At 57.5% G+C, this 18,847-nt stretch carries 20 protein-coding genes and 1 other RNA gene; 18 read left to right on the forward strand and 3 right to left on the reverse strand.

Features of this window, described 5'->3' with window-relative positions:
• Positions 1 to 146: 146 nt before the first annotated feature.
• The 12 genes from KZO34_RS13135 to KZO34_RS13190 all read left to right on the forward strand — a co-directional run bounded on the left by KZO34_RS13135 (position 147) and on the right by KZO34_RS13190 (position 10,565).
• On the forward strand, positions 147 to 1,697 hold the full coding sequence (locus tag KZO34_RS13135; protein WP_219477314.1) for a 2-isopropylmalate synthase: 1,551 nt from the start codon (positions 147 to 149) through the stop codon (positions 1,695 to 1,697).
• A gap of 32 nt (positions 1,698 to 1,729) precedes the next feature.
• Positions 1,730 to 2,542, forward strand: coding sequence for a 2-isopropylmalate synthase (locus KZO34_RS13140; protein WP_219477315.1), 813 nt, complete (start codon positions 1,730 to 1,732; stop codon positions 2,540 to 2,542).
• A complete protein-coding gene (rimI, locus tag KZO34_RS13145; RefSeq protein WP_308318822.1) occupies positions 2,509 to 3,027 on the forward strand; it encodes a ribosomal protein S18-alanine N-acetyltransferase in 519 nt (172 codons plus the stop codon). The genes KZO34_RS13140 and rimI overlap by 34 nt, the downstream gene beginning before the upstream one ends.
• Positions 3,028 to 3,116: 89 nt before the next feature.
• Positions 3,117 to 4,697: a peptide chain release factor 3 gene (prfC, locus tag KZO34_RS13150; RefSeq protein ID WP_219477316.1), complete on the forward strand. Its 1,581-nt coding sequence runs from the start codon at positions 3,117 to 3,119 to the stop codon at positions 4,695 to 4,697.
• A gap of 20 nt (positions 4,698 to 4,717) precedes the next feature.
• Entirely contained in the window at positions 4,718 to 5,494 is a 777-nt protein-coding gene (locus tag KZO34_RS13155; protein WP_219477317.1) for a TatD family hydrolase, read from the forward strand.
• 208 nt (positions 5,495 to 5,702) lie between these two features.
• Positions 5,703 to 6,131, forward strand: coding sequence for a 50S ribosomal protein L13 (gene rplM, locus KZO34_RS13160; protein ID WP_218636853.1), 429 nt, complete (start codon positions 5,703 to 5,705; stop codon positions 6,129 to 6,131).
• A 12-nt stretch (positions 6,132 to 6,143) separates the two neighbouring features.
• Positions 6,144 to 6,536 (forward strand): 30S ribosomal protein S9, encoded by a 393-nt coding sequence (gene rpsI, locus KZO34_RS13165; RefSeq protein ID WP_041340250.1) that lies wholly within the window; start codon positions 6,144 to 6,146, stop codon positions 6,534 to 6,536.
• 242 nt (positions 6,537 to 6,778) lie between these two features.
• Positions 6,779 to 7,372 carry a ubiquinol-cytochrome c reductase iron-sulfur subunit gene (gene petA / locus KZO34_RS13170; protein WP_219477318.1) on the forward strand — a complete coding sequence of 198 codons (594 nt, stop codon included), beginning with the start codon at positions 6,779 to 6,781 and terminating at the stop codon, positions 7,370 to 7,372.
• The gene (locus KZO34_RS13175) at positions 7,372 to 8,604 is read left to right on the forward strand and encodes a cytochrome b (protein ID WP_219477319.1); all 1,233 of its coding nucleotides are present in this window, start codon (positions 7,372 to 7,374) and stop codon (positions 8,602 to 8,604) included. Before petA ends, KZO34_RS13175 begins: the two co-directional genes overlap by 1 nt.
• On the forward strand, positions 8,604 to 9,359 hold the full coding sequence (locus KZO34_RS13180; protein ID WP_219477320.1) for a cytochrome c1: 756 nt from the start codon (positions 8,604 to 8,606) through the stop codon (positions 9,357 to 9,359). Before KZO34_RS13175 ends, KZO34_RS13180 begins: the two co-directional genes overlap by 1 nt.
• A 109-nt stretch (positions 9,360 to 9,468) precedes the next feature.
• Entirely contained in the window at positions 9,469 to 10,098 is a 630-nt protein-coding gene (locus KZO34_RS13185; RefSeq protein ID WP_219477321.1) for a glutathione S-transferase N-terminal domain-containing protein, read from the forward strand.
• A 59-nt stretch (positions 10,099 to 10,157) separates the two neighbouring features.
• Positions 10,158 to 10,565 carry a ClpXP protease specificity-enhancing factor gene (locus KZO34_RS13190; protein ID WP_257900445.1) on the forward strand — a complete coding sequence of 136 codons (408 nt, stop codon included), beginning with the start codon at positions 10,158 to 10,160 and terminating at the stop codon, positions 10,563 to 10,565.
• 54 nt (positions 10,566 to 10,619) lie between these two features.
• Here the strand turns inward: KZO34_RS13190 and KZO34_RS13195 are convergent, their stop codons facing one another.
• Genes KZO34_RS13195 through KZO34_RS13205 form a run of 3 tightly spaced genes read right to left on the reverse strand, consistent with a single transcriptional unit; the run spans position 10,620 to position 13,494 of the window.
• Positions 10,620 to 11,210 (reverse strand): D-sedoheptulose-7-phosphate isomerase, encoded by a 591-nt coding sequence (locus KZO34_RS13195; protein WP_219477323.1) that lies wholly within the window; start codon positions 11,208 to 11,210, stop codon positions 10,620 to 10,622.
• Positions 11,211 to 11,219: 9 nt separating this feature from the next.
• Positions 11,220 to 11,585 (reverse strand): YraN family protein, encoded by a 366-nt coding sequence (locus KZO34_RS13200; RefSeq protein ID WP_219477324.1) that lies wholly within the window; start codon positions 11,583 to 11,585, stop codon positions 11,220 to 11,222.
• 25 nt (positions 11,586 to 11,610) lie between these two features.
• Positions 11,611 to 13,494 (reverse strand): penicillin-binding protein activator, encoded by a 1,884-nt coding sequence (locus tag KZO34_RS13205; RefSeq protein ID WP_219477325.1) that lies wholly within the window; start codon positions 13,492 to 13,494, stop codon positions 11,611 to 11,613.
• A gap of 132 nt (positions 13,495 to 13,626) precedes the next feature.
• On the opposite strand from KZO34_RS13205, the gene rsmI reads away from it, so the two are divergent.
• The 6 genes from rsmI to KZO34_RS13235 all read left to right on the forward strand — a co-directional run bounded on the left by rsmI (position 13,627) and on the right by KZO34_RS13235 (position 18,846).
• On the forward strand, positions 13,627 to 14,523 hold the full coding sequence (gene rsmI / locus KZO34_RS13210; RefSeq protein ID WP_219477326.1) for a 16S rRNA (cytidine(1402)-2'-O)-methyltransferase: 897 nt from the start codon (positions 13,627 to 13,629) through the stop codon (positions 14,521 to 14,523).
• 55 nt (positions 14,524 to 14,578) lie between these two features.
• Positions 14,579 to 14,929, forward strand: an RNA gene (rnpB, locus tag KZO34_RS13215) — RNase P RNA component class A.
• A 304-nt stretch (positions 14,930 to 15,233) separates the two neighbouring features.
• Entirely contained in the window at positions 15,234 to 15,686 is a 453-nt protein-coding gene (gene mraZ, locus KZO34_RS13220; RefSeq protein WP_218636862.1) for a division/cell wall cluster transcriptional repressor MraZ, read from the forward strand.
• A complete protein-coding gene (gene rsmH, locus KZO34_RS13225; RefSeq protein WP_219477327.1) occupies positions 15,683 to 16,666 on the forward strand; it encodes a 16S rRNA (cytosine(1402)-N(4))-methyltransferase RsmH in 984 nt (327 codons plus the stop codon). Before mraZ ends, rsmH begins: the two co-directional genes overlap by 4 nt.
• A gap of 2 nt (positions 16,667 to 16,668) precedes the next feature.
• Positions 16,669 to 17,073 (forward strand): cell division protein FtsL, encoded by a 405-nt coding sequence (gene ftsL / locus KZO34_RS13230; RefSeq protein ID WP_219477328.1) that lies wholly within the window; start codon positions 16,669 to 16,671, stop codon positions 17,071 to 17,073.
• Between the two features lie 33 nt (positions 17,074 to 17,106).
• Positions 17,107 to 18,846, forward strand: coding sequence for a peptidoglycan D,D-transpeptidase FtsI family protein (locus KZO34_RS13235; RefSeq protein WP_219477329.1), 1,740 nt, complete (start codon positions 17,107 to 17,109; stop codon positions 18,844 to 18,846).
• Position 18,847: the final 1 nt, after the last annotated feature.

Genomic DNA, 18,847 nt, shown 5'->3' on the forward strand with positions numbered 1-18,847 from the left:
TGCCCATGTGAGAGTAGGTCATCGTCAGACTCTTAATACCTAAACCCCAGCTTCCTCGAAGCTGGGGTTTTTTATTGGCCCCTAAAAAATCCCCGTCAGTGGTATACTCCGACGTATCAAACCAAACTATTTGATGGAGCCTGCGAATGCCCGCCCACGACCATCTGGTTATCTTTGACACCACGCTTCGCGACGGCGAACAAAGCCCCGGCGCAACTATGAACAAGGCCGAAAAGCTTCGGATTGCAAAAGCGCTGGAGAAGCTTCGTGTCGATGTAATTGAGGCCGGCTTTGCCATCGCCAGTCAGGGTGACTTTGAGGCGGTAAAGGGCATCGCGGAATCGATCAAGGAATCTATGGTCTGCAGTCTGGCCCGGGCGCTGGACAAGGATATTGACCGGGCGGCCGAAGCCATTCAGCCCGCCGAACGTGGGCGGATCCACACCTTCATTGCAACCTCGCCCATTCATATGAAGCACAAGCTTCAGATGCAGCCCGACGAAGTCGTTGAGCAGGCTGTGCGTGCCGTCAAGCGTGCCCGCAGTCATGTTGATGACGTCGAATTCTCCTGTGAGGATGCCGGCCGCTCAGACCTGGATTTCCTGTGCCGGATCATTGAGGCGGCAATCGATGCAGGGGCTCGCACCATCAACATTCCGGATACCGTGGGCTACGCTATTCCTGAACAGTTTGGCGACACCATCGAGAAGTTGCTGACCCGGATTCCCAACGCGGATAAGGCCATATTCTCGGTTCATTGTCACAATGACCTGGGGCTGGCTGTTGCCAACTCTCTGGCGGCGGTGACCAAGGGTGCGCGACAGGTAGAGTGCACCATCAATGGGTTGGGGGAGCGTGCGGGTAACGCGTCGCTGGAAGAGCTGGTGATGGCCGTAAGGACGCGTCAGGACCTCTTCCAGATTGATACCCGAATCGATACCCGGCACATCGTCCCGGCATCCCGTCTCGTATCGACCATAACCGGTTTCCCGGTCCAGCCCAACAAGGCAATAGTCGGCGCCAATGCGTTCGCCCACGAATCAGGCATTCACCAGGATGGTGTTCTGAAGCATCGTGAAACCTACGAAATCATGCGCGCTGAAGATGTCGGCTGGCATACCAACAGCCTGGTTCTTGGCAAGCATTCCGGTCGCAATGCGTTCCGCACCCGGTTGCTGGAACTGGGTATCCAGTTCGAGACAGAAACCGAGCTGAACGAGGCCTTTACGCGGTTTAAGGCTTTGGCCGATCTCAAGCACGAGATTTTCGACGAAGACCTTCAGGCCATTGCCAGTGATACCCGCCAGAAGGAAGAAGTTGGGCGTTATGGACTTGTTTGTATGCAGGTATGTTCTGAGACCGGTGTGGTGCCAAGGGCCAATCTGACCCTTACCCTCGACGGTAAGGAGCATAAGGTAGAGGCTGAAGGTAGTGGGCCGGTCGATGCCACGTTCAAGGCAATCGAGTCGCTGGTGGATTCCGGCTGTAATCTGCAGCTCTACTCGGTGAACAATATTACCAGTGGTACCGACGCCCAGGGTGAGGTGACGGTTCGGCTTGAGCGTGGTGGTCGCATCGTCAACGGTGTGGGCGCGGATACCGATATCATCATTGCGTCAGCCAAGGCCTATATCGAGGCGCTGAATCTCATCAGCCGTGGAGGTGTGCGGCAGCATCCCCAGGTCGCGGACGTTTAAACCTATAGGATTGGAAGCTCCAGGCAGCCAAAATGATGCAATCGGAAACCGAACGACAGTTCTATCTCGGCATGGCCGGTGTTCAGCTCTGGTACGCCCGGAACCCTTTGCCGGGAGCGGCGCCCAGCCCGGACTATGTCTTTGATGATGAGCAGGAGGCAGAGGCCGCGCCCTCAGAGGCTGCTTTACCTTCTGTTTCAGGTCGTCAGGCACCCGGTGCATCGTCTCCGGGCGATGCCGGTCGGGAAGTCGGTGCGACCAGAGTCGCCAACCTGCAAGCCTTGATGGCAGACGCACAGCCTTCTTCGAGTCGGCCGGATAATGCCAGCGTCCCCTTGGCCGAGACCGAAGCGGCAGTAGGGGGCAAACTGGAAGTTCCAGAGCATGGCGTTCCCACCGCCGTTTCAGGAGTCCTAAAGCTCGATCTGAATTTGCAGATATGGATTGGCCGCGGCATAGCGCTGATCGCCAGCCTCTCGGGTGAAGCGAGTCTGCGGTTGCAGGAAACCCTGGCTGAAAACATCCTCAAGAGTCTTGGTGAAACCACGGTGCGCAACGTCGGGCCCGTTCGTTGGCCCGTGTTCAACAACCTGAGGGCGCCAGGGAATTCGCTGGCTGATCTTCGCGCCGTTCTTAGCCATACCTTGTCAACGCTGCAGGGGCAGAAATTAGTGGTACTCGGGCTGGAAGGGCCGGACGGATATCAGGGCGATGATAGTTGGCTTCAACACATCTCCGGTATCCGGCCGGAGTTGATCTTTCCGGGAACACTGGCTGAGTTGGCGTCCAATCCCTCCCGGAAGCGGGCCTTGTGGCAGGAACTGAAACCGCTGGCAGGGCAATGATGCGGAATCGGGAGGCCTTTCGTGAGGTCATGCAGAGTGACCTTCAGATCCGGTCCCTTGCCCGGGAGGATCTCCCCCAGGTCCTTGAAATTGAACGGCAGAGTTATTCCCACCCTTGGGCCGAAACTGTTTTCCAGGATTGTTTTCGGGATAATTACCGTTTGTGGGCTGCTTACCAGGGGGACGGCCTGGTGGGGTACGCCGTGGTTGCCTATATGTTTGATGAAGCGCACCTGTTGAACCTCTGCATACATCCCGGGCGGCAGGGGCAGGGGATCGGCCGACAGTTGCTGCGTCACCTGCTGGGTGAGGCCGTACGCGAGCAGATCTGGCAAACCATCCTTGAGGTTCGCCTGAGTAATGAGGCCGCCCATCAGCTTTATGTGGCCGAGGGATTTGACGAAATAGGCAGGAGACCTGGCTATTACCCCGCCCCTGACGGGCGGGAGGATGCCCGCGTGATGGCTTTGCGCTTCAGCTCTTAGATCCCGGGGTGGAACGGTTCGCGTAGGAGTCGCTTAGCCCCTATAATAGCCGCTTTCTCGGAACATCTTATTCAGGTTGCCTCTCTACTATGTCAAACCTTTCCCAGGAAGTGGCCAAGCGCCGCACCTTCGCGATTATCTCGCACCCGGACGCCGGTAAGACCACCATCACTGAAAAGGTCCTGCTGTTCGGGCAGGCGATTCAGAAAGCCGGTACCGTGAAAGGGAAAAAATCCGGCCAGCACGCCAAGTCTGACTGGATGGAAATGGAAAAGGAGCGGGGGATTTCCGTAACGACCTCCGTGATGCAGTTTCCCTATGGCGGCAAGCTGGTGAACCTGCTGGATACCCCGGGGCACGAGGACTTCTCGGAAGATACTTACCGGACCCTGACGGCCGTTGACTCTTGCTTGATGGTCATTGATAGCGCCAAGGGTGTTGAGGAGCGAACCATCAAACTGATGGAGGTGACTCGCCTTCGTGATACCCCGATTCTGACATTCATGAACAAGCTGGACCGGGACACCCGCGATCCCGTTGAGCTGATGGATGAGGTCGAGGACGTTCTCAAGATCGCCTGCGCCCCGATTACCTGGCCGATTGGGATGGGTAAGAGTTTCAAGGGGGTGTATCACCTGCTCCGCGACGAGGTGATTCTGTACCAGTCGGGTCAGGGGCATACCATTCAGGATGCGCGAATCATCTCAGGTCTGGATAACCCGGAGCTTGATGAGGCGATCGGGGCGTACGCGGAAGATTTACGGGATGAAATCGAGCTGGTAAAAGGGGCGTCCCATGAATTCGACCAGGAAGCGTTTCTGGCCGGAGAGCTGACCCCGGTTTTCTTTGGTACCGCTCTGGGTAACTTCGGGGTCGACCACATGCTGGATGGCCTGGTTGAGTGGGCGCCACAGCCGCAACCGCGGGAAACGGACCAGCGTCTTGTCGAGCCCGCCGAAGACGGGTTCTCCGGCTTTGTTTTCAAGATCCAGGCAAATATGGACCCTCAACACCGTGACCGCGTTGCGTTCCTCCGGATTGTCTCCGGAAAGTACGCTCAGGGCATGAAGGCCCGCCACGTCCGGATTGGCAAGGAGGTTCGCTTCTCAGACGCGCTGACCTTTATGGCGGGTGATCGAGAGCACGCCAATGAGGCTTTCGCCGGCGATATCATTGGCCTGCATAACCACGGCACGATTCAGCTGGGTGACACGTTTACCGCCGGTGATGACATGAAGTTCACCGGGATCCCCAACTTTGCTCCGGAACTGTTCCGTCGCATTCGCCTGAAAGACCCGCTCAAGGCGAAGCAGCTTCAGAAGGGATTGATCCAGTTGTCGGAAGAGGGTGCGGTCCAGGTGTTTCGTCCGCTCCGGAACAATGACCTCATTGTCGGAGCGGTCGGTGTGCTTCAGTTCGACGTGGTAGTCAGCCGCCTTAAAAGCGAATACAAGGTTGAGGCGATCTACGAGCCGATCAACGTGGCAACGGCGCGTTGGGTGACGTGCAAGGACGAGCGCAAATTCGACGAATTCCAGCGCAAGAATAATGACAACCTGGCCCTTGATGGCAGCGATCGACTCGCCTACATTGCGCCCACGATGGTGAACCTGAATCTGGCTCAGGAGCGGTTTCCGGACGTCGAGTTCCACAAGACCCGGGAGCATTGAGGTCCCGGCTGGAGGTGTGAGTGCAACTGGTCGATGCTCATTGTCACTTCGATTTTCCGCGATTCGACGGTTGTCGGGGCAGCGAGCTTGATCGCGCGCGGGCATCGGGGCTGGCCGGGCTGGTTATACCCGGGGTGCGTCGCGCCGATTGGGGGCGAGTTCGTGAAACGGCCCTCGCCTTTCCCGAGGCGTATTACTGTCTCGGTATTCACCCGTGGTATGTGGCCGAGCATGATGATGGCGACCTACAGCTGCTCGAGGAGCTCGTAAGTCGGCGCCCGGAACGGTGCGTCGCCATCGGGGAATGCGGTCTTGATCGCGTCCATGGTGACCTGGATACGCAGAGGCCCTGGTTCGAGGCTCAGGTCGCTCTGGCCGCACGGCAACAATTCCCGCTGGTCATTCACTCGGTCAGAACCCACGATGAGGTGCATGGCGTCCTGAATCGGGTCAGCTGGGATGGGCTGGCACTCGTACACGGGTTCTCCGGGAGTTATCAGCAGGCCGCCAAGCTCGTGGATCTGGGCTGTTTCATCGGAATCGGTGGCGTTATTACCCATGCCAGCGCCCGCAAAACCCGCGAGGCGGTGGCTAAGCTGCCGCTCAGCGCGCTGGTGCTCGAGACCGATGCCCCCGACATGGCACCGAACGGTGTGGAAAAGGGGCGCAATTCTCCAGCCAATATCGGGCTCGTTCTGGAGGCCCTGGCGGAACTTCGTGGCAGCAGCCCCGAGACATTGGCGCCAGTCCTGCTGGATAATGTCTACCGGCTGTATTGCCGGGAGCGGGGCATATAGGGGAATAACGAAACACCGGGCGTCGGGGTTGGCTTTCTTTGGTGGTTCGAGTATACTTCGCGCCCTGGCTTTTCAAGGCGATGTCACTGTCTCAGCCCCGAACAGTGTCACTGCCGCATTAATTACAGGTACAGAACCTCCTCCGGATGCCAAGCATTTACCGGTGGTGGTTTTTAACGTTTCTTATATAGCGTTCAAGGCGGAATCAATGAAGACTCTGAGTGCGAAACCAGAAACAGTAAAACGTGACTGGTACGTTGTAGACGCAGCCGGCAAGACGCTGGGTCGTCTGTCAACCGAAATCGCCCGTCGTCTGCGGGGCAAGCATAAGCCTGAGTACACCCCTCATGTAGACACCGGCGATTATATTGTTGTTATCAATGCCGGCCAGGTGCGGGTTACCGGCAACAAGTCATCTGACAAGATGTACTACAGTCACACCGGCTTTCCGGGTGGAATCAAGTCCATCAACTTCGAGAAGCTGGTGGACAAGGCGCCTGAGCAAATCATCCAGAAGTCTGTCAAAGGCATGCTTCCGAAGGGTCCGCTCGGCCGCGCCATGTTCAAGAAGCTGAAAATCTATGCCGGCGCTGAGCATCCTCACGCAGCCCAGCAGCCCAAAGAACTCGACATTTAACGGAAGGCGGATATGTCTGTAGCACAAAATTACGGTACTGGTCGCCGCAAGACATCCACGGCTCGGGTTTTTATCAAGCCGGGAAGCGGTAACATTTCCATCAACGGTCGCACCATCGAAGACTTCTTCGGTCGTGAGACTCTGCGCATGATCGTTCGTCAGCCGCTGGTTGTTGCTGAATCTGCCGATCGTTTTGATATCAACATTACCGTTAAGGGTGGTGGTATCAGTGGTCAGGCCGGCGCGATTCGCCACGGTCTTACCCGCGCTCTGATGGATTACGATGAAACTCTGCGTCCGGCGCTGCGCAAAGCGGGTTACGTTACCCGTGATGCTCGTGAAGTCGAGCGTAAGAAAGTGGGTCTGCGCAAGGCGCGTAAGCGTCCTCAGTTCTCCAAGCGTTAATATCGCTGGAGCAGGATCCAGAAAACCCGGCCTTTTTGGTCGGGTTTTTTTATGCCCGGGTGATTTCGAACGAATTGATCTGGAGCAGGGATGGGGCCGCCTGAGGCGGCTATCCGACTTGTAAGCCCCTGTTAATTTCATTACCATTTGGGCGCTTATATTTTTGGGTTGTGAAGTCCTTTTAGATGCACATTGCCGGCTATTTGGCGGGCTGTGACATCGCCTGATGGGAGAAAACCATAATGAGTAATGGCGACGTGAGCCAAGGCCGGCGCCGGTTTCTGATCGGTGCTACGTCCGTGGTAGGTGGAGTCGGCGTCGTCGGTGCGGCAGTTCCGTTCGTGGCATCCTGGAATCCCAGTGCCAAGGCGGAAGCAGCTGGTGCGCCGGTAACCGTCAATGTCAGCAAAATAGAGCCGGGTCAACAGATCACTGTTGAGTGGCGGGGTAAGCCGGTCTGGATTATCCGCCGCAACGAAGAGATGCTGCAAAACATCGAGAAGCTGAACGATGCCGTCAAGGACCCTCAGTCCGAAGCGCCGCAGCAGCCTCCATATATCGATGGCATCTATCGCGCCCTGAAGCCCGAAATTGCCGTGATTGTGGGTCTGTGCACCCACCTTGGTTGTGTGCCGTCCTACCGCCCGGAGGTGGCGCCGGCAGACTTGGGTGATGACTGGCTCGGTGGCCTCTTCTGTCCGTGTCATGGTTCGAAATACGACCTTGCCGGTCGCGTTTACGAGGCGCAGCCTGCTCCACTGAACCTCGAGGTTCCGCCTTATCGTTACGACGACGACGCGACCCTCACGATTGGTCTTGACCCGGAGGCAGCGTAATGCAGAAGTTCATTCAGTGGGTAGACGAGCGTCTGCCCGTCGTTGAAGCCTGGAACAAGCACCTTGGCAAGTATTACGCGCCAAAGAACTTCAATATCTGGTACTTCTTTGGCTCACTCGCCATGCTGGTACTTGTTAACCAGCTGGTTACGGGTATCTGGTTGACCATGAGCTACAACCCGTCAGCGGAAGGCGCCTTCGCCTCCGTTGAATACATCATGCGTGATGTTGAGTGGGGCTGGCTGCTCCGATACCTGCACTCCACGGGTGCGTCTGCGTTCTTTGTGGTGGTTTACCTCCACATGTTCCGTGGCCTTATGTATGGCTCGTACCAAAAGCCCCGTGAGCTGATCTGGATTTTCGGCATGCTGATTTATCTGGTGCTCATGGCCGAGGCTTTCATGGGCTATCTGCTGCCCTGGGGCCAGATGTCATATTGGGGTGCCCAGGTCATTGTTAACCTGTTCGGCGCTATCCCCGTGATCGGGGAAGACCTGTCACTGTGGATTCGTGGTGACTACCTGATTTCGGGCATTACCCTGAACCGCTTCTTTGCTTTGCATGTTGTGGCGCTGCCGATTGTGCTGCTCGGCTTGGTCGTGCTGCATATTCTGGCGTTGCACGAAGTTGGCTCGAACAACCCTGACGGGATCGACATCAAGAAGAACAAGGATGAGAACGGTATTCCCAAAGACGGTATCCCGTTCCACCCGTACTACACGGTCCACGATCTCCTTGGGGTGGGCGTGTTCTTCTTCATCTTTTTCGTGGTGGTTTTCTTCTTCCCGGAAATGGGTGGTCTGTTCCTGGAGAAGCCGAACTTTGAGCCGGCCAACGCGCTGAAGACTCCTGAGCACATTGCGCCGGTCTGGTACTTCACGCCCTTCTACGCGATGCTTCGGGCGGTAACGGTTGACCTGTTCGGTCTGCCTGCCAAGTTCTGGGGTGTGGTCGTCATGGGTGGTGCCATTGCCATCCTGTTCGTGCTGCCCTGGCTCGATAAGAGTCCGGTGCGGTCCATGCGCTACAAAGGCTGGCTCAGCAAGATCGCCCTGGCGATCTTCGCCGTCAGCTTTGTGATTCTGGGCTATCTGGGGCTGGTTCCGGCGACTGCAGGCCGTACCACTGTCGCTCAGATTCTGACAGTGCTGTACTTCCTCTACTTCATTCTCATGCCGTTCTACACGCGGATGGAAAAAACCAAGCCAGTGCCAGAGAGGGTGACAGGATAATGAGAAAGCTGATTTTTGGTCTTTTCATAGCATTCCTTCCGGCTCTCGGGCTGGCAGCCGGTGGTGGGGTCGCTCTTGATCACATTGAGACTGATCACACCAACAAGGAGTCCCTGCAGCGCGGCGTGGCCCTCTTCAGCAACTATTGCATGGGGTGTCACTCCATGGAATATGCTCGCTACAAGCGGGTCGCCGACGATCTGGAAATTCCAGCGGAGCTGTATGAGGAAAACCTCATCTTCACCGGCGCCAAGATCGGTGAGCTGATGAAAAATTCCATGAGCAAGGATATGGCTGCCGACTGGTTTGGGGCGCCGCCACCGGATCTGACGCTCGAAACGCGCCTGCGTGGAGAGTCCTGGGTTTACTCCTATCTGCGTGGCTTCTACCAGGACGATTCCCGACCGCTGGGCGTTAATAATGTGGTGTTTGCCAATGTCGGTATGCCGCACGTTCTGGTTGAGATGCAGGGCCTCTGCGCAGTTCCCCCCCGTATTGGTGTTGAGGCAAGCGTTGAGCCGCTAAGCGGCAACATCAACAACGCGGATGCGTGCCCGGAGTACGCGGTTGAGGGCAGCATGTCGGCCGCGGAGTTTGACCAGGCGATGTACGATCTGACCAACTTCATGTCCTATATGGCGGACCCGGTCAGAGTGGAGCGTGAGCGTCTGGGCATCTTTGTCCTGATCTTCGTTGCCATTTTCTTCGTCTTTGCCTACCTGCTCAATCGTGAGTACTGGAAGGACGTGCACTGAGAAATAGGGTATAATCCCGTTTCCTGATTTCCAGCGGGCAATAACCGGCCCGCTGGAATTTTGCGTTTTTTCGGGATCATTTCGGTTTGTTTACTCGTGAGGTAGTTCTATGGGCGTTGTGACCAAGCGGTCATCAATGACGTTTTTCTCGGATCCGGCCAGTCATTACAGCCACAGGGTGCGTATTGTATTGGCAGAGAAGGGTGTTACCGTCGACATTGTGGACGTGGATCCGGATAACCCGCCGGCCGAACTGGCCGACCTGAATCCGTACAACGCCCTGCCAACTCTGGTGGATCGTGATCTGGTGCTGTACGAGCCCAATATCATGATGGAGTACCTGGACGAGCGTTTTCCGCATCCGCCCCTGTTGCCGGTGTACCCGGTGGCCCGGGCCAACAGCCGCCTGATGATTCACCGGATCCAGCGAGATTGGTGTGGTCTGGTCGATCAGATCCTGTCTCAGCCGAATGCAAAGGCGTCGGAAGCGGCTCGCAAAGAGCTGCGTGAGAGCCTGCTGGCAACGGCGCCGCTGTTTGGCGAGATGCCGTTTTTCCTGTCAGAAGAATTCACGATCGTTGACTGTTGCATCGCCCCGATCCTGTGGCGTCTCCCGGCCCTTGGTATCGAGCTGAACGACAAGCAGGCCAAGCCGTTGCAGAAGTACATGGAGACCATCTTCAGTCGGGAGGGTTTCAAGGCCAGCCTCTCGGATCTTGAAGAAGACATGCGCAGCTGAATTGGCGATTCCCGTAATACCGGGCCAGGAGAGTGGCAGTGCCTGATAGTAAAATCACCATGACGTCCAGTCGGCCGTACCTCGTTCGGGCTTTTAACGAATGGATTCTGGACAACGACTGTACCCCCTACATCGTGGTGGATGCAGGTGTGCAGGGTGTTCAGGTTCCAACCGAGCACGTTGCCAATGGTCAGATCGTGCTCAATATCAGCCCGGGCGCTGTTCGGGGTCTGGTTATAGGGAACGGGGCGCTGGAATTCAGTGCCCGGTTCGGTGGCGTGCCCATGCAGGTCTTTATTCCTCTGCAGGCGGTCATGGCGATCTATGCCAAGGAGAACGGTGAGGGCATGGTGTTTGGCAGTGAGCCGGGATCACCTGATCCAGACGGTACCAATGACAGGGAGGACTCCCGTCACGGTGGCGACGAGCGTCCATCCGGGCGGCCGACCCTGAAAGTCGTCAAATAGCGACTTACCAGGAAGCAAGTAGCGCCAAAAAGCCAGCAATCGCTGGCTTTTTCTTTATCCCCCGAACAGTTTGCTGTCGATCAGCCCGCACAGTGCATTGATGATGACCAGCAGCAGAGGTGTAGCTTCGGTCGGAGTAAGGTCGTTGAGCGCGATTTCGTGGTCTTCCGGGTGCATGAGTGAGGTGATATCCGATTTCTCGCGTGCACTCAGTACCACAACGTTCATTTCCCGATCGTGGGCAGCCTGAATCGCTTGAATCAGGTTGGCCTTGTGGCCATCGTCGACGATAACGAAAAGCAGGTCCCCGGGTTTTCCTATCGCTCTGACCTGGCGTGAAAAGGTATCGTTGAAACGATTGTCGCGACAAATGGCCGAATAAGTGGTCGCGTCTGCACCCAGATTAATGGCGGGCAAGGCGGGGCGATCCTGATCAAAGCGGTTCAGTAACGCGGTGCAGAAATACTGGGCCAGAATATTGGCGTTACCGTTGGCACAGGTAATAATTTTGCCGTCCTGAAGCAGAGCATTCACAAAGGCGTCTGCGACTTCCTCAATGGCCGGTCCGACCGTGCTGGCCGCCTGGGCGGTCTGTTCCATGTGGCTGGCAAACCATTGATTGATCTGGTGCTCGGTGTCCGTCATTGTGTCTTTTTACCCTGCCTGAATTGCGTTTTTAATCCATTGTACCCGGTATTTTTTGACGGTTCCCGGGCTGATGGCAATGACATCGATGCGGCTCAGCGTGTCCCACAGGCGGTGTTTGTGGAGGTAAAAGGACGCTGCTTTCAGTAGCCGTTTCTGCTTGGGTGGAGTGACAGAGCTGGCCGGATCGGCGAGGCTGCCGGCGCCCCGGTAGCGGACTTCAAAGAAAACCAGTGTATCTCCGTCCCGTCCGATCAGGTCGATCTCTCCACCTCGGTTATAGACGTTGCGTTCGAATATGGTCACACCCCGGCTCGCGAGGTAGCGGGCAGCCACCCCTTCAAAGTGATTGCCCAACGCTTTTCTGCCTTCCATGGCCCGGCTGTTCCGAAGTGAGGAATTACTGGTTGAGGTCCTGTGACCCGCTGTTGTCATCTGTCGGGATCGAAGTGGGCTCGGACAGCTGTGGTTCCGGTTTTGGTAGCAGCTTGGGGCTACCGTTCTGGAATTGGGCCCACAGTTGTTCGCGATGAATACTGCCCTCGCTGGTCATAGTGAGTACCCCGGTCTGCCCGTCGATTGAGGCGGTCTCGACCTGGCGAAGCAGGGGGAGGCGCTTGCTCAGTTGCCAGGCATCGGCGCCCATGGCAAACAGACGGCCGAGCTGGCCCCGGGTGCCGGACAGGTGCTTGTCTGCCTTCGCCCGTAGTTCGTTTTCTTCCTCGAGAACCCAGGGTGTATCGGTGAAAATTACCTGATCCAGGTCGCGGTCCCTGGCTGGGTCGGGTGTGCCCTCGTAAACAATAGATGGCGAATAAACCGGAAGGTCGCCGCCAAAGTAGAAGGCGAACAATGGCTTGAACTGGCGTGCGATGGTTGGTTCAGCCACCATCACGATGGCCTGGGCATCTTGCCGGCGCCGCGGTTCGAACTCCACGTCCAGGCCAATGGTGCGCTCCACCTGGATGGCCCGGTCTCGAGACACGGTAATTCCAAGCAGGTCCGCCGTTACCGCCCGGAGGTTGTCATCACGGAAGAAGCGCTCAATGTCCAGCGCTGAACTGCCGTTGGCAGCCATACGCTGGAGGAGCGCTGTCTCGACCCTGTCACCCCACTCGCCCTGCGGGATCAGAACCAGGGCGTGGCGAATGTCTTTCGAGGCAAGCCGGTCTGCAATCTGGCGGGCTTCATCCTCTGCGGACAGGCCGAACTGGTAAAGCCCCTCCGGCACTTTCTGGTCGGCTGGCAGGTAGTTGAGGCCCAGGGCCGGCACCGGCAAAGTGTTCATGGACCCCAGTTGGGTCAGTGCTTCCTTTTCGAGGGGGCCGACGATCAGGTCCACATTCTCGCCGGACAGCTCTTTGTACAAGTCGCTGAAAGTGGCATCAGAGGTGTCGACGATTCGGATGTCGGTCTTGGTACGGTCAACGGATTCATCGAGGTAGTAGGCTGCAATGAAGCCATCACGAATGGCTTTTCCTGCAGTTGCCAGGGGGCCTTTGAGAGGCAGCGCGAGGGCAATGGTTTCCGGACGACTCTCGGCGAGGGATGCAATCAGCTGTAACTCTGACGGCAGAACCTGGGCCGCGGGATGGCCGGGCCAATTGTTTTGCCAGCCGCGAATGCTGCGACCCTGTTCATCGAGTTCGGCTCCTGGGGCGCGCACCGTCGCGGCCAGTTCCAGCCAGCCTTGCGTCTCGTAGCCGATTGCACGGCTGCCTGCGGCCTCAAGGTCCTCGTCGGGCACTGTTTTCAGCAGTTGCCAAATCTGGTCGTGCAGCAGCTGCGGATTGGCGTTACTGTCCGTCTGTGTCTGCAGGACCAGGGTCATGGCGGCGGGCAGTGGCTCGCCAGCCAGAGCATAGGTCTGAGACTGTAACTGGGCGGCGCGGCCCATCAGCGCCGGGCTGTAGTCGGTAATGCTGTCCGGGGACTGGTCGGCTACCAGAGTGCGGGCCCAATCGATGTCGTCCAGAGCGGTTGCGCTCGCCATGGCTAGCAGGCGTTTCTGGCTTTCAAGTGACGGCTCTGCTTGCGCCAACTGAGAGCTTTGCAGTAGCGTGCGAGCCGCCGCATGGTTGCCCTGGTCCTGAAAACGGCTGGCAATGCGCAGCAGATACTGTTGAGCTGTCTGGCGATTGGACTCCTGGCCAGCAAGCTCGAGGGCCTGCTCCGGGGTCTGCGCGACATGGGACTGCAAGTTGACGCTGGCGCAACCGGCGGACAACAGTGCCACGGTAAACACGGTGGCGAGGGCTCGGTGTTTGGTGGGGATTTTGATCATGGCAAGCTCGAACTACTCCGGGTTATTGGGCTTGTGGCGCCGATCTAACGGTGGCAAGTTTAACAGCTCCGGGGTCAATTCACATGACGTAAGTGTCATGGTGTGGGGGTTATCAAAGATGGGGCAGGCAATTTGAAATCCGAGGGTGAGGGGCCGGTATCCGTAACCGGCAGCAGAAATGGGGGCGCCGGTGTTCTCTATATCGTGGCGACACCGATTGGCAACCTGAATGATCTGTCTCCCCGGGCTGCGGCGATACTGTCGAGGGTTGATGTGGTTGCCGCGGAAGACACTCGTCACAGCGGACGCTTGTTGCAGCACCTTGGGCTGCAGAAGCGACTTGTTGCGCTCCACGATCACAATGAGCGGGATCGGGCCAGCGGTATTCTGGACGAACTGGAGCGTGGGCATAGTGTTGCGTTGATTTCGGATGCCGGTACGCCCCTGATCTCGGATCCGGGCTACGTGCTTGTTCGTGAGGCCCGGGGTCGCGGGCTGACAGTCACGCCGATTCCGGGGCCGTGTGCGCTGGTTACTGCGCTCAGTGCCGCTGGGCTGCCGACAGACCGGTTCCTGTTTGTTGGTTTCCTGCCCGCGAAGCGCACCGGCCGCCGCGCAGCGCTGGAGTCATTGAGAGAGGAGGCGGCAACACTGGTGTTCTATGAATCTCCCCACCGGATACTGGATGCCGTAGGCGATATTGCGACGGTCCTCGGCGAAACCCGGGAAATTGTGCTCGGTCGCGAACTGACAAAAACGTTTGAAACTTTCTACTCAGGGACAGTCGCGGAGGTGCGCTCTGCGCTGGAAGCGGACCCCCATGGTGCCAAGGGGGAGTTCGTAGTCATGATCCGGGGCGCGGAGCCGCTCGATCATGACGAGGCGGCGGGGGCATTGGACCTCGATCGCCTCATCAGGTTGCTGCTACCGGAACTGCCGGTGAAAAAAGTGGCCAAAGTGGCCGCTGAGCTCAGCGGCCGATCAAAAAATGATCTGTATCAGCGGGCGCTGGAGCTGAAGCAGGGCTGAGGTTCCGCTGCGAGTTTTCCTTGCAAGGCCAATACCGCAGGAGTATTGTCTCGCCCGAGCTCGCCAGACAGTCGCCGCCGGTTTAACCGGGGGAGGAAAGTCCGGGCTCCGCAGGGCAAGGTGCCAGGTAACGCCTGGGCGGCGTGAGCCGACGGAAAGTGCAACAGAAAGTATACCGCCTAAGCACCTACGGGTGCCGGTAAGGGTGAAACGGTGCGGTAAGAGCGCACCGCGTGGCTGGCAACAGTCCACGGCGATGGTAAACCCCACCTGGAGCAAGACCAAATAGGAATCCAATGGCGTGGCCCGCGCTGGATTCGGGTAGGTTGCTTGAGGCCTGTGGTGACGCAGGCCCTAGATGAATGACTGTCCACGACAGAACCCGGCTTATCGGCGAGCTCATTTTCCCTCTTCTTTGTGTGATGCACATCATTCTCAGTAGATTTCCGTTATAGCTAAAAAATCTTAAACCTAACTTGCCTTCTTCAGACATTTTTGCAGGTGTTTGATTTTTCTTCTTTTCTTTTTCGTAATCTCGCCGTTTGCTCAAATCCTTGGCTGTAACCTCTTGTCATAAAAGGAACTTTTGCCAGTGCGACGCCATCCGCGGCGCTTGCATTGTGTATTGCGTGTTTCTATAGTGTGCAGAAGTGGGAAAAAGTGGTTTCTAGTGGTTTTTTGTGGGTATCTAGCTCCCAGAGACGGTGTAAATGAGCAAATTTCTCGGCAGCAATGCCATCAATATGGATGCGAAGGGTCGCCTGGCGATCCCCGCCAAGGTGCGCGAAGAACTCGCGCAGACCTGTGGTGGGCGCATTGTATTGACGGCCAATGCTGATGAGGAGCGTTGCTTGCTGGTATATCCCGAGCCTGAGTGGGAAGAGTTGCGGCCCAAAATTGAAGCGCTTCCCAATATGAACAAGGCCGCGCGCCGGTTGCAGCGGTTACTGCTTGGTAATGCCGCACCCATGGAGCTGGACTCTGCGGGGCGTATCCTGATTCCGCCGACACTGAGAAGTTATGCCCACCTTGAGAAGAAACTGATGTTGATTGGCCAGGGTAAAAAGCTGGAACTCTGGAGCGAAGAGCGCTGGTTCGCCTGGCTGGACGAGTCCTCCGATGACGACGAAATGCCGCCTGAAATGGAGGCGCTTTCCTTATGACCTCCGATCGCAAGCAGGGGCACGGGGCTGCGCTTCCGCATCGCTCGGTGCTTCTGGACTCGGCGGTCGACTTCCTGGTCAATGACCCCGACGGTTACTACGTGGATGCCACCTTTGGCCGGGGTGGTCACAGCCGGTTGATTCTGGACCGTTTGGCTGAGCACGGGCACCTTCTGGGCATCGATAAGGATCCGGAGGCGATCGGCGTGGCAGAGCAACTCGCCGTCAAGGATTCGCGGTTCTCCTGGTTCCACGGCTCTTTTGCGGAGCTTGAGCTCGCGCTTGCCCGGCGGGAGCAGGATGAGGTCAACGGGGTCTTGATGGACCTGGGCGTGTCGTCGCCGCAACTGGATGATGCGTCCCGAGGGTTCAGCTTCATGCGCGACGGGCCCCTGGATATGCGGATGAATCCGCAACAGTCGCCCAGCGCGGCCGAATGGCTCGCCGAGGCCGATGAGAAGGATATTGCCAATGTAATCTGGCGATACGGGGAGGAGCGGTTCTCTCGTCGTATCGCCCGTTTGGTTGTGGCGCGTCGCCAGGAAGAGGCGATTGAAACAACTCGTCAGCTCGCTGAACTGGTCAGCGAAGCTGTGCCCAAAAAAGAAAAACACAAGCACCCGGCGACCCGGACCTTCCAGGCTATCCGGATATTCATCAATCGGGAGCTTGAAGACCTGGAAATTGGCTTGCAGGCAGCAGTCGATCGACTGGGGCCCGGTGGTCGGTTGGTGGTGATCAGTTTTCATTCCCTTGAGGATCGTGTCGTCAAGCGCTTCATGCGGGATCTGGCACGGGGGCCGCAGCTGCCCAAGGGAATACCCGTGACCGCGGATCAGGAGGCTTCGGCCTTTCGTCTGATTGGCAAGGCCGCCAAGGCGGGTGCGGACGAAGTGAGTGACAACGTCAGGGCTCGAAGCGCAGTGATGCGGGTGCTGGAGCGTATTGATTCAGAAGCGAACTCTAAAGGGAGCGCATAACCATGGGTGCCGTCGCCATAGAACAGCCGGTAAAAACGGCCAAGCTTAACAAGCAGCGGGTGCGAGATGGTGTTGCGACTGCTGTGCGGATTTCACGACGGGTCTTCGATGCTACTCGCCAGCGCAATGTTCTGATTTCTCTGGCGCTGGTGACTTTGCTGGTCGCTTCCTCCATTGGTGTGGTGGTCAGCGCTCACGAAAACCGCGAGCTGTTCAACACCCTGTCCCACCTGCAGGGTGAGCGTGATCGCTACCAGCAGGAATGGAGTCAGCTGCTCCTGGAACAGAGTGCGCTGAGTGCTCATGGGCGTGTTGAAAACCTTGCTGCAGAGCGTTTCGGAATGGTGGTTCCGGGACGCCAGGATATTGTTCTGGTACCGCTGATGTCGCCGGCGTTAACGCCTTAATACACGATAACAACAACCGTCAGGGTGATCGATTTGTCCGGTCAGGAAGCGCAGACAACATGGAGCCAGCGATTGGTGTCCGGCCTGAAGGCCTGGCGCTATTGCTCTGTGCTGGGCGTTTTCCTGATGGTGGTGGCCGGTCTTGGGTGGCGTCTCGTTGATCTCCACATTGTTGATAACGAGTTTCTCCGCAAGCAGGGAGATGTTCGTACCATCCGGGTTGAATCCATTGACGCCCATCGTGGTGTCATTTCGGACCGCTATGGTGAGCCCCTCGCGGTAAGTACCCCGGTTCAGACTGTCTGGGCCAACCCGTCCGAGGCCGATTCCGGTGAAGCACGCTTGGCCAATCTTGCCCGGTTGCTCGACATCAGCGAAGCGGGGCTACGTGAGCGCCTGAACAACTATGCAGGCCGTGAATTCATGTACCTGCGCAGAAAGGTTCAGCCCGGGTTAGCGCACAAGGCAATGGCTCTGGATATTGATGGCATCTACACCCGCCAGGAGTATCGCCGCTATTACCCGGCCGGCGAAGTGACCGCTCACATTGTCGGCTTTACCAACATCGACGAGCGTGGCCAGGAAGGTATGGAGCTGGCCTACAATCAATGGCTCTCCGGTGAATCTGGTCGCAAGCGGGTTCTTAAGGACAATCGCGGTCGCGTAATCAAGGACCTGACTCTGATTCGGGATGCCCGGCCCGGACACAGCCTCCAGCTGAGCATTGATCTGCGCCTGCAATACCTGGCTTATCGTGAGCTCAAAGCCGTGGTTAATGCCCACAGCGCACGGGGCGGAACCCTCGTCATGCTCGATGTGGACACCGGTGAGGTGCTGGCCATGGTCAACCAGGGTTCCTACAACCCCAATGATCGTAGTCAGTTAGCGCCCGAGAATCTCAGAAACAAGGCGATCACCGATCTTTTCGAGCCGGGCTCAACCATGAAGCCGGTCACCATGGCCGCCGCCCTTGAAACCGGCAAGTATTCGGTCAAAACCACCATTGATACGTCTCCCGGCTACCGGCGTTTCGGTCGTTTTACCATACGCGACCATCGAAACTACGGCGTGATGAATCTGACCGATATCATCGCCAAGTCCAGCAATGTGGGGATCAGCAAGATTGCTACCGACATTGGTGGCGACACCATTCGAGACCTTTACAGTCGGCTGGGACTGGGTCAGCCAACCGGCATCGGATTCCCCGGGGAAGCGGTTGGCGTGCTTCCATCACCGCCAAAGTGGCGCCCGGTTGAGGAGGCGACCCTGTCCTATGGGTATGGCATGAGCGTAAACGCGCTTCAGCTGGCCCAGGCCTATATGGTTATTGCCAACGGAGGTGTACGTTATCCGTTGAGCCTGATCAAGCTTGACAGGGAACCTGAGGGTCAGCGGGTACTCTCAGAAAAGGTGACCTACGAAGTTCGGAACATGCTCCGGGAAGTCGTTTCCCGCGGCACCGGTAAACGGGCCCAGCCGGGCTTTTATTCGGCTGGCGGGAAAACCGGGACCGTCCATCTCGTTGGCGAACAGGGTTATGAAGACAGCCAGTACAAAGCGATATTCGCTGGCATGGCGCCTATTGATAACCCCAGAATTGTTACGGTTGTGGCCGTTGATGCGCCGCAGTCCGGCGAATACTACGGTGGCGAAGTAGCCGCTCCGGTATTTGCCCGGGTCATGAGTGACGCACTGCGACTGCTGAATGTGAAGCCTGAACTGGAAGTCGGTGGCATGAAGGTGCCTGAAAAGACAGCCGGGGAGCGAGGGTAAG

Origin of the sequence: Marinobacter sp. F4206 (assembly GCF_019392195.1) — a bacterium.
Classification (GTDB): domain Bacteria; phylum Pseudomonadota; class Gammaproteobacteria; order Pseudomonadales; family Oleiphilaceae; genus Marinobacter.

Bases quoted from the DNA above. Each gene is read 5' to 3' on its own strand.
- KZO34_RS13195 (WP_219477323.1), bottom strand. From the start codon at position 11,210: ATGACGGACACCGAGCACCAGATCAATCAATGGTTTGCCAGCCACATG.
- ftsL (WP_219477328.1), top strand. From the start codon at position 16,669: ATGGGTGCCGTCGCCATAGAACAGCCGGTAAAAACGGCCAAGCTTAAC.
- KZO34_RS13140 (WP_219477315.1), top strand. From the start codon at position 1,730: ATGATGCAATCGGAAACCGAACGACAGTTCTATCTCGGCATGGCCGGT.
- petA (WP_219477318.1), top strand. From the start codon at position 6,779: ATGAGTAATGGCGACGTGAGCCAAGGCCGGCGCCGGTTTCTGATCGGT.
- KZO34_RS13185 (WP_219477321.1), top strand. From the start codon at position 9,469: ATGGGCGTTGTGACCAAGCGGTCATCAATGACGTTTTTCTCGGATCCG.
- KZO34_RS13135 (WP_219477314.1), top strand. From the start codon at position 147: ATGCCCGCCCACGACCATCTGGTTATCTTTGACACCACGCTTCGCGAC.
- KZO34_RS13180 (WP_219477320.1), top strand. From the start codon at position 8,604: ATGAGAAAGCTGATTTTTGGTCTTTTCATAGCATTCCTTCCGGCTCTC.
- KZO34_RS13175 (WP_219477319.1), top strand. From the start codon at position 7,372: ATGCAGAAGTTCATTCAGTGGGTAGACGAGCGTCTGCCCGTCGTTGAA.
- rpsI (WP_041340250.1), top strand. From the start codon at position 6,144: ATGTCTGTAGCACAAAATTACGGTACTGGTCGCCGCAAGACATCCACG.
- rplM (WP_218636853.1), top strand. From the start codon at position 5,703: ATGAAGACTCTGAGTGCGAAACCAGAAACAGTAAAACGTGACTGGTAC.
- KZO34_RS13205 (WP_219477325.1), bottom strand. From the start codon at position 13,494: ATGATCAAAATCCCCACCAAACACCGAGCCCTCGCCACCGTGTTTACC.
- KZO34_RS13200 (WP_219477324.1), bottom strand. From the start codon at position 11,585: ATGGAAGGCAGAAAAGCGTTGGGCAATCACTTTGAAGGGGTGGCTGCC.
- prfC (WP_219477316.1), top strand. From the start codon at position 3,117: ATGTCAAACCTTTCCCAGGAAGTGGCCAAGCGCCGCACCTTCGCGATT.
- rsmH (WP_219477327.1), top strand. From the start codon at position 15,683: ATGACCTCCGATCGCAAGCAGGGGCACGGGGCTGCGCTTCCGCATCGC.
- KZO34_RS13190 (WP_257900445.1), top strand. From the start codon at position 10,158: ATGACGTCCAGTCGGCCGTACCTCGTTCGGGCTTTTAACGAATGGATT.
- mraZ (WP_218636862.1), top strand. From the start codon at position 15,234: ATGAGCAAATTTCTCGGCAGCAATGCCATCAATATGGATGCGAAGGGT.